Origin of the sequence: Oculatella sp. LEGE 06141 (assembly GCF_015207605.1) — a bacterium.
Lineage (GTDB): Bacteria > Cyanobacteriota > Cyanobacteriia > Elainellales > Elainellaceae > Oculatella.
In genome coordinates this window covers 19,460-27,058 of record NZ_JADEWO010000073.1, presented here as the reverse complement: position 1 = coordinate 27,058, position 7,599 = coordinate 19,460, and the positions used below count along the sequence as shown (strand labels likewise).

Genomic DNA, 7,599 nt, shown 5'->3' with positions numbered 1-7,599 from the left:
AGTTTGGGCAGGGGTTGTGGGAGCATCTGTGGGAGAAATCGTATTGGGAGTCAATGGAGCCCCCGGTAAATTTCCACCGGGAGTACCCGTGTAAGGTGCACGATCGTAAACCCCGGTGGATGGAGGAGCACTTTGGTTAGTAATAACCTGATCAGGATTGCCCAACGTACTGCCAACTGGAGCAGTTTGTTGATTAATTCCTAATTGCCGACTAATTGTATTAAGAGGACAACCTTCAGGCACGAGTGTGCTGCTGTCAAAAGGCTCCTCGTAATAGATTCGAGGGCAAGGATTAATTGCTTCAACTTCGCTTTGTGCCGATACAGGTTGGACGGCTGCTGGCAGTCCCAATAGTAATCCACCACAAATTGTTCCGAACAGACTAATTTTCTTATTAAGCTGTTGCATAAAAATCTCCTAACTCAACTTTAGTGCACTTTACTGTTAATTAAAGTGATTACAACAGTAACTCTGCTTGTCTTTGCATCACTTTAAAGAACTACCACAGCCGCCTCTTCCAACTAGCGGATGAATAAACAGTTATGGCTCAAGAGCGATCAAAATTTCATGCTGTTTTCATTTCTATTCAATATAAGTCTGTGATATTAATCGTGGTTTAAATGACAAACATTTCATGCTGATTTCATAATCGTATGGCTATTTATGTAAGTAAAGGGATCTAAGAGGGTTCGAAATCCTTTACCTCCATATTTTGGAGAATAGTTGAAGAACCGTTGTATCGTCAACGGACAGTGTGCAAGCAGTCTTGCAAGTACAACTTTTGGAGTAATTCTAAACATTCTAAGTGAACTCTATCATTCTTAAGTAAATAGAGTCACCGTCTCATTGAGAAAAATATCTAAACTTCCTTTGTGTAGTCGAAGTCATGTCTTCTCCAACTGATTCAAGTCCTAAAAAAACACGGTTGAGTCATCAACCTTCTCGACCAGAGCACAGGAATGCCCTTGGTGCTTCTCTAATCGCATTGTTTTTGCTCATCGCTTTAATTAGTACTGTTCTAGAGTACTTTGGTGTCATCAACCTTCTTCCCAATTTTGGCCGTAGAGGCAGACCCTATATTGAATTGGGCGTATGGCAGCCAGCGGAATTTACAGATATTCCTGAAGACTTTTGGGCTAGCGAAGCGATTGAGGAATTAGTGGATCAAGGTGTCATTAAAGGGTTCCCTAACCGTGAATTTCGGCCAAACCAGCCCATTACTCGTGCAGAATTTGCAGTGATGGTGCAAGCTGCATTCAATCAAACGCCAACGCCCAACTTCATGCGATCGATACAAGCAACATTCAATTCCAACGCAGTTCAGCTAACGGGTGGCTTTAGGGATATTTCATCTGATTTCTGGGCAGCTTCAGCGATCGCTAATACCGCTCAATCTAATTTTTTCAATGGGTTCCCTAACAATGAATTTCGACCGGATGAACCGATCTCAAAGGTGAATGCTTTGGTGGCGATCGCCAATGGGTTAGGGTTAGATTCCGACGGGGCAACTCGTGACTCGCTTTGGTACTACAGAGACGCAGATCAAATTCCTGAATACGCCAAAAATGACGTTGCAGCGGCTACCGAAGCCAGAATTTATCTGAGTCGTTTATCTGAACCCACCTTTCTTCAACCTACTCGACCGTTGACTCGTGCCGAAGCAGCAAATTTGATTCAACAGGCATTACGACACATGGGTCAATAATCCAGTAGCCCATTTGAAGCGTTAATGACTCAGGACTTTAATACGGGGGTGATATCGCTTTAACACTGCTCACCGAAATGATGTAAACGAAAGGATATGTTATGAAGAATTGGCAAAAATTGACTACCACTACTTTCCTATCAATGGCAATCACGGCCTTACCTGGTCTTCCTGCCTTTGCTCAAGAGACAACGTTCCCCAATGCAACGGAAGCACCAACAGCGCAGACTGTCGAAGAATGCCGCATCGTTAACATCGACAGTGGTGGTCTGAATGTTAGACAGCAGCCTTCTCTAACTAGTTCCATTGTTGGGGTGTTAGCCGACGGAGCCGACGTTTCCATTGAGAATCAGGGCTACAACGGCTGGGTTCCAATCACACAACCGTTTAATGGCTTTGTTGCAGCCGAGTATCTTACTTTTTGTGGCGGAATTGGCGGGCCTGCTCCTATTCCTGATAATTGCCGTGAGGTAGATGCGAGCGCAGGTCTCAATGTTCGTCAAAGTCCATCAACGAATAGCGCTGTCATTGATGTATTGGCTGATAGCCGGACGGTTAACATCGCTAATCGTGGTACAGGTGGTTGGGTTCCTCTTGAAAGCCCGGTACAGGGGTATGTTTATGGAGCGTATCTCAATTACTGTTCTCCAGCTCAAGCTGATCGTCTACAGTGATTAGCTACATTTGTTGTTTCAGTCAGAGGGATCAGGACGATTACGTCACAAGGGAATAATTAAGTAAGTGGGGAGTGGGCTTAGCCCACTCCCCACTGTTCACACGATTAAGATATTAAAGGGTCAGTTTAAACCGCTCAACAAACTTTGAAAATCAGAGGCGCTATTCGCTCACGTGATTTAAAGCCAGTAGATTCTATCGTTGCACGTTGTCTCGCTTATCAACAATAACGACTTCTGGTTGGCCGTCGCGATCGATATCACGAGTATCTACCACAGCATCTCGATTAGTGGTGCGGCGTTTATCATCAGATACAACCGCTCGCGAAGCCGTTGTGCGACTGGTAGACGGTTCCGGTTGCGCTAGATCGGGAGCATCATAAATATTGAACTCCTCTACCTTGCGATCGCGCAAAATCGACTCAACCCGACGAAGATCGTCTTCAGTGCCACTAACCATCAGTAAATAGTGCCCTGCTTTAATGCGGTCGTTGTAAGACTTGGCTTGTTCTTCGGGAATCCCTAAGCCGACCAATGCTCCAACAATACCACCAGTCGCTGCACCAATGCCGGCTCCAGCTAATGTTGAAGCCAGCGCATTGATCTCAGCTCCAGCAGCAAGAATAGGACCAACACCCGGAATTGCCAATACACCAAGACCAATTAGTAAGCCACCAAGACCACCTAAAACAGTACCAGTGGTTGCACCAATACCTGCCCCTTCTTGTGCCTCTGTGTCTCCACGATTGTCAGTCACCTCTTCAGCACCTTCGACTTCTTCCACATGCCGCGCGATAAGAGAAACACGCTCCATGTCATAATGGCTGTCTTTAAGGGCACGGAGTACGCTCTCAAGGTCTTCGCGGTCTTTAAAGACACCAACTGCACGTTTGTAATAGCTGCGCTGTGTGTTGTGTTGTGTATTAACCATATTCTCTGTGTGAATTCAACAATGGAGGACTGTATAAGTCCTGTTTTTCTCGCTTGGGAGAAGCGGTTTCTGCCGTAATGCCCGTACTAATTACCCGGAGCAGGATCAACAGCAGATGGATAGACACCATCAGCGGCGATAACGGGTCTGTTCTCGTATCTCGATAGAAACTCTTGAAGCTGATTATCATCCCAACCCAGGTTGGCATCTCGCAAAAGCTGCTCAGTGGCTTGACGTGCTACACCAGTAGCCACAACATTTTCGCCTTCTTCAATGGCACCGCCTTCATAGTAGCTATCAACACCAATAACGAGTACACCCACATCATCAGCCCAACCTTCTTCAAATAAAGCAAAAGCGTTATTGGTATTTTCAAGGAGTCTGACATCACCTTCCACAGCGATCGCCTTCCCTTCAAAATATTCCTCTGGAGCATTATAAAAATACTCAGGGTTGGGAGCTAACGCGATAGATTCTGCAATAATGACAGGCTGGCTTTCGTAGTCGGCATACAGGTCGTTAGTCAAATTCAGCCCGTACTCCTGATTGATATCATCAACCAAAAAGGTTTCAACCGTTCCTGTCGCTTGAATGGGGATGTCTTCAGCAGGACGCTCAAAAGGTGCACCGCTAGCGTTGACCACTAGAATAAGCTCGCCTGCATCTGTTTCGAGCAGAAAACTGTCATCGCCTACGGTATTTTCTACCATATTTCTCACTGTGATTTCTTGCCCAACCAAAGCAGAAGTATCTTCGGTAACTTCTTCAGTTGTGACGTTTGCTGATTCAGCAGCACTTTCTTCAGTGGATGTATCTATAGCACAACTAGGAAGAAGCACTGCTGTTAAACCCAGTGCGATCGCCCCTAGCCTAACTCCCGTTCTTTTCTTTAATTGCAGAACGGTTCTATTTTGCCTATTCATCTTATCCTCCAAAAAATTGTTTGTACGTTTGCACCAATTCACTTCTTAGCCTCCGCAGCGTGAAATGCAAAACAATTCTTTCTCTTAATGGCATAGGAAAGTTACTATTTCTGCATCGACGGCAAAGGTTTGTTGCTTAAGAAATTAGCTGTAAATTGTATCCAATACTCTTTTACAGATGTGCAATACGCCTTGATGCTCATTCACTATCAACAACCGAAGCTAGTTTCAATTACTCTTGATTTTGCTTCTGTTATGAATGTGTATGCATCATGTTCAGGTTATCTCTGAGGAGGAAGCATTAACTCTATCAACGGAGTGAAACTTCTAATAAAATACTAATAGAAATAATTGCAGTTTCTCAATACAATTGAGATACTAATTATGCAAACTTACAAAAATGAAATTGGCATGAAATCCTTGCATCTCTTTTGTTAGAAATAGAGGATAGTTCACTAGCAAAAGTTTTCGCTTGTACTCCTGTCAACCCTCAATATTCAAATTAAGCTTTTGTGGAATCGACAGCATTGACCAATGGAGTAGCTTCTCAGTAACCGTCGGCTTAATTGTTTCTTTGAGCCATATGCCCTACTAATAGAACTAATAGGAAAATAAATAGAAAAGCACTGACGGAAAAATACGGTGAGTCAAAATCGATCTAGTTTAACACCCATCCAAGGAGCCAATCGCTCTTTGAGGCGTAGGCTAAATCTCAAAGGTGAGTTTGCTCTTGCGACCGGGCCGACCATTATCGTGTTGGGCGTATTAGCATTTGTAGAAGTCCTCAGTCGGCAACGCCTACTGTTTGCCTCGCTCGCATCCAGTGCCTTTTTGATCTATCTTGATCCTCAGCATGGCACTAATACCGTGCGAACGCTCGTCATTGCTCAGATGATGGCGGCTGTGATTGGTTTAATCACCTACTTGACCTTTGGCTCTGGATATCTCTCAGGCGGAGTTGCAATGGTCACCACGATCGTCTTGATGATTTTGCTGGACGTGGTTCATCCTCCTGCCGTTTCAACGTCTCTCAGTTTCGCCTTGAGGGCAGGCAACGAAAACAATTTAGTTCTGTTTGGTTTAGCCGTTGGCATCACGGCCTTATTGGTTGGAGTCGAACGGGTGGCGCTGTGGATACTAGCTCGATATGATACATGATTACATTGAAAAGCGACAAACCCCATTGTAAACGAGCCGACTATGAAGGATTTGCCTCCAATTAACAAGCAAGCGTTGGATCAGGAGCGGGATGAGATATTACAGCAGCTTGAAGACTGGCTTGATCTGCCCATGCTGGTGCTTAGTTTCGGTTGGCTAGCGCTATTCATTATTGAGCTAATTTTTGGTCTTACGCCTCTTCTCGACCTTTTAGGGGTGACAATCTGGATTATCTTTATCCTTGATTTTGGAGTAAAGTTCTTTCTGGCATCTCATAAAGTTCGTTATCTTAAACAGAATTGGCTCATTACCCTCTCTCTCATCATTCCGGCACTGCGAACCCTGCGAATTGTGAGAGTGCTACGAGCCTTACAGTCTGCTCGGGCGGTTAGAGGATTGCAGCTATTGCGGGTAATGACTCGAACGAATCGCGGCATGCGAGCATTAGCGGCGAGCATTAATCGTCGGGGTTTCGCCTATGTAGTGGCATTAACAGCGATCGTAACGTTGATTGGAGCCGCAGGAATGTATGCCTTTGAGCGGGATCTAGCCAATTCAGGTTTACCCGATTATGGTACGGCTCTTTGGTGGACAGCCATGATCATCACCACGATGGGGTCAGACTATTTTCCCAGAACGCCTGAAGGACGAGTGCTGTGCTTTTTCTTAGCATTGTATGCCTTTGCCGTGTTTGGCTACGTCACCGCTACGCTGGCCACATTTTTTGTCGATCGCGATGCTGAAGATCCGGAGGCCGAGGTTGCTGGTGCTAGGGCGATCGCCGATCTGCAAGCTGAAATTGCTGCACTCAGAGCTGAGATCCAAACACTGGTGCATCAAGATTCAAACCCTGAGGCTTGAGTTAGAGTCGCATTAGCGCAACGTTGGCTCTTCTAAAACCGTGACCTCAATCAAGGGAGTCACATTGAAGTTCTGATCGAGTAAGCGCATTTGAATGTCTTCAGTTAACTGCGTTTGAATCGCCTCTGCCGTTTCATCCACGCTTGACTGCCGCTGTACGTACACGGTACCCAATAATGTATTTTGCCCGGTGATATCCGGTCGAGTAAAGCGAACATTTGCCTCAACTAGCGTGGCTAAGCCGCTGCGTTCGACCGCCGTTTGAATTTCAGCCGTAGCCCACTGGGAGCGGCTAGACCGCTGTAAATCAGGAGAGTTGGAAAACTGCCAGGTTAATAGTCCAGCGAGTGCCGCCACTGTGGCAGCAAGGATAGCTGGAAAAGCCCACGCTTTCCCTCGCTTGTAGCGTGCGCCCTGTGCCGATATGCCGTAGAGCCGAAACACGATCGCCGCCGATAGATTGATCCCCACCAGTTGCAGCAACAGCACAAAGATGCCATTGATTGTCATATCCCAGCGTCCCATCACCCCCGCCATGCCAACGAGTCCGGCAGGAGGTGCCAGCGACGCGGCAATCAGCATTCCAGTTGCAGCACCAGAGACAAGGCTACTGCGTTCCGATTGCACCAGATTCAATGCGCCTGCCGCCCCTGCCACTAGAGGCAGCAAAACGGCTACAGCAGAAATGGTACTAGTCGATGCCATTTGCTCGGTTACCGTTTCCTGGCGCAGGATGAAGCTCAGTAAGGCGGCTACAGCAATCGCCACCACCAATGCAGCAAAATAGCGAACGACACTACGGCCTAGCAAATGGCGATCGCCCCGTGCTGTAGCCAGGGCAACATTCATGGCTGGTCCTGCAAAGGGAGCAATCAGCATCGCCGCAACCAGCAGATAGCTGGTATTGGTGAATAACCCAATCCAGACCACGATTCCTGCCGCTGCCGCGTAGCCTAAGAAGCCTTTCCACGAACCAACGCTTTGAAGCCCAGAGAGAAATACTTCAATTGGGCTGCGCGCCTTCACGTCCGTCACCTGATTGGCCGCTTCACTGGCTGGCGGTTGTAGCGCCATGATGCCGCGCGGGTTTAGGGCAATCTGTACGTTGGGGAATCCTTCCAGGGCTTGCATCAAGTCTTCAACCCTACGGTTAGAGAGATGAACAATAACTACATCCACTGGGTTATCAATTCCTTTTGCTTCAAGAAAGGCTAGGTTTGAGCCACCCAAGGATTGAGCAATATCTAAAACCTCTTTTCCATGTCCCTGCGGAACTTGTATCAATAGCTGACGCATGCTGATTCTCTCCTGGTTTGCGATCGCCTTCAATTCGCCAATTCGTTGAAC

Annotated in this window: 7 protein-coding genes and 1 pseudogene; 4 read left to right on the top strand and 4 right to left on the bottom strand. The window is 46.7% G+C overall.

Features of this window, described 5'->3' with window-relative positions:
- Positions 1 to 408 (bottom strand): annotated as a pseudogene (locus tag IQ268_RS28520) (hypothetical protein); the annotation flags it as partial.
- 478 nt (positions 409 to 886) lie between these two features.
- Between IQ268_RS28520 and IQ268_RS28515 the strand changes: the two are divergent.
- Together IQ268_RS28515 and IQ268_RS28510 are read left to right on the top strand one after the other, a co-directional pair.
- Positions 887 to 1,705, top strand: a complete 819-nt coding sequence (locus IQ268_RS28515; RefSeq protein ID WP_193886225.1) for an S-layer homology domain-containing protein — start codon at positions 887 to 889, stop codon at positions 1,703 to 1,705.
- Positions 1,706 to 1,848: 143 nt separating this feature from the next.
- Entirely contained in the window at positions 1,849 to 2,379 is a 531-nt protein-coding gene (locus IQ268_RS28510; RefSeq protein ID WP_193886223.1) for an SH3 domain-containing protein, read from the top strand.
- Between the two features lie 196 nt (positions 2,380 to 2,575).
- Here IQ268_RS28510 and IQ268_RS28505 read toward each other — a convergent pair whose 3' ends face one another.
- On the bottom strand, positions 2,576 to 3,310 hold the full coding sequence (locus IQ268_RS28505; protein ID WP_193886221.1) for a histidine kinase: 735 nt from the start codon (positions 3,308 to 3,310) through the stop codon (positions 2,576 to 2,578).
- Positions 3,311 to 3,396: 86 nt separating this feature from the next.
- Positions 3,397 to 4,275: a hypothetical protein gene (locus IQ268_RS28500; protein ID WP_193886219.1), complete on the bottom strand. Its 879-nt coding sequence runs from the start codon at positions 4,273 to 4,275 to the stop codon at positions 3,397 to 3,399.
- A 600-nt stretch (positions 4,276 to 4,875) separates the two neighbouring features.
- Between IQ268_RS28500 and IQ268_RS28495 the strand changes: the two genes are divergently transcribed.
- Both IQ268_RS28495 and IQ268_RS28490 read left to right on the top strand, forming a co-directional pair.
- Positions 4,876 to 5,391: an HPP family protein gene (locus IQ268_RS28495; protein ID WP_193886217.1), complete on the top strand. Its 516-nt coding sequence runs from the start codon at positions 4,876 to 4,878 to the stop codon at positions 5,389 to 5,391.
- Between the two features lie 42 nt (positions 5,392 to 5,433).
- Positions 5,434 to 6,252, top strand: a complete 819-nt coding sequence (locus tag IQ268_RS28490; RefSeq protein WP_193886215.1) for a potassium channel family protein — start codon at positions 5,434 to 5,436, stop codon at positions 6,250 to 6,252.
- 12 nt (positions 6,253 to 6,264) lie between these two features.
- Here IQ268_RS28490 and IQ268_RS28485 read toward each other — a convergent pair whose 3' ends face one another.
- Positions 6,265 to 7,548, bottom strand: coding sequence for a DUF389 domain-containing protein (locus IQ268_RS28485; RefSeq protein ID WP_193886213.1), 1,284 nt, complete (start codon positions 7,546 to 7,548; stop codon positions 6,265 to 6,267).
- Positions 7,549 to 7,599: the final 51 nt, after the last annotated feature.

What these genes read in the sequence shown, in the direction of transcription:
- IQ268_RS28515 (WP_193886225.1), top strand. Translation starts at nt 887, where the DNA reads ATGTCTTCTCCAACTGATTCAAGTCCTAAAAAAACACGGTTGAGTCAT.
- IQ268_RS28510 (WP_193886223.1), top strand. Translation starts at nt 1,849, where the DNA reads ATGGCAATCACGGCCTTACCTGGTCTTCCTGCCTTTGCTCAAGAGACA.
- IQ268_RS28505 (WP_193886221.1), bottom strand. Translation starts at nt 3,310, where the DNA reads ATGGTTAATACACAACACAACACACAGCGCAGCTATTACAAACGTGCA.
- IQ268_RS28490 (WP_193886215.1), top strand. Translation starts at nt 5,434, where the DNA reads ATGAAGGATTTGCCTCCAATTAACAAGCAAGCGTTGGATCAGGAGCGG.
- IQ268_RS28485 (WP_193886213.1), bottom strand. Translation starts at nt 7,548, where the DNA reads ATGCGTCAGCTATTGATACAAGTTCCGCAGGGACATGGAAAAGAGGTT.